The organism is Brachybacterium sp. Marseille-Q7125, from assembly GCF_023062615.1.
Classification (GTDB): Bacteria; Actinomycetota; Actinomycetes; order Actinomycetales; family Dermabacteraceae; genus Brachybacterium.
Genome location: NZ_JALLAL010000179.1, coordinates 1 through 425, shown reverse-complemented (window position 1 = coordinate 425; position 425 = coordinate 1). Strand labels below are relative to the sequence as shown.

Annotated in this window: 1 pseudogene; it reads right to left on the bottom strand. The window is 77.6% G+C overall.

Features of this window, described 5'->3' with window-relative positions:
- Positions 1-349, bottom strand: a pseudogene (locus MU407_RS14190) (amidohydrolase family protein); the annotation flags it as partial.
- Positions 350-425 lie beyond the last annotated feature (76 nt).

Sequence of the window (425 nt, the reverse complement as noted above, 5' to 3'; positions counted from 1 at the left end):
CCTCGCACCAGCCGGCCGCCTCGCCCTGCCGTGCCACCTGCTCGACCACACCGGCGGTGTCGGCGACGGGGGTGGGGGTGGCCATGGCGTGCACGGCGGTGAAGCCGCCGCGGGCGGCGGCGCGGGTGCCGGATTCGATGGTCTCCGCCTCTTCCCCGCCGGGTTCGCGCAGGGGGGGATGCAGGTCCACGAGGCCCGGCAGAATGATGCAGCCTTCGGCGTCGATCACCTCGGCATCCTCGGGGGCCTCGAGGTCCGGGCCGGCCGCGGTGATGCGGCCATCTGCCAGCAGCAGGTCCTGGATGTCCTCGCCGTAGGGCCGGCCGCCGCGGATCAGAAGCGTCGGGATCGGGGCGGTGTTCGGGGCGGGGCGGGGCGGGGCGCGGGCCGCGGGCCGCGGGGTGCGGGTCGACGGGGGGGGCGGG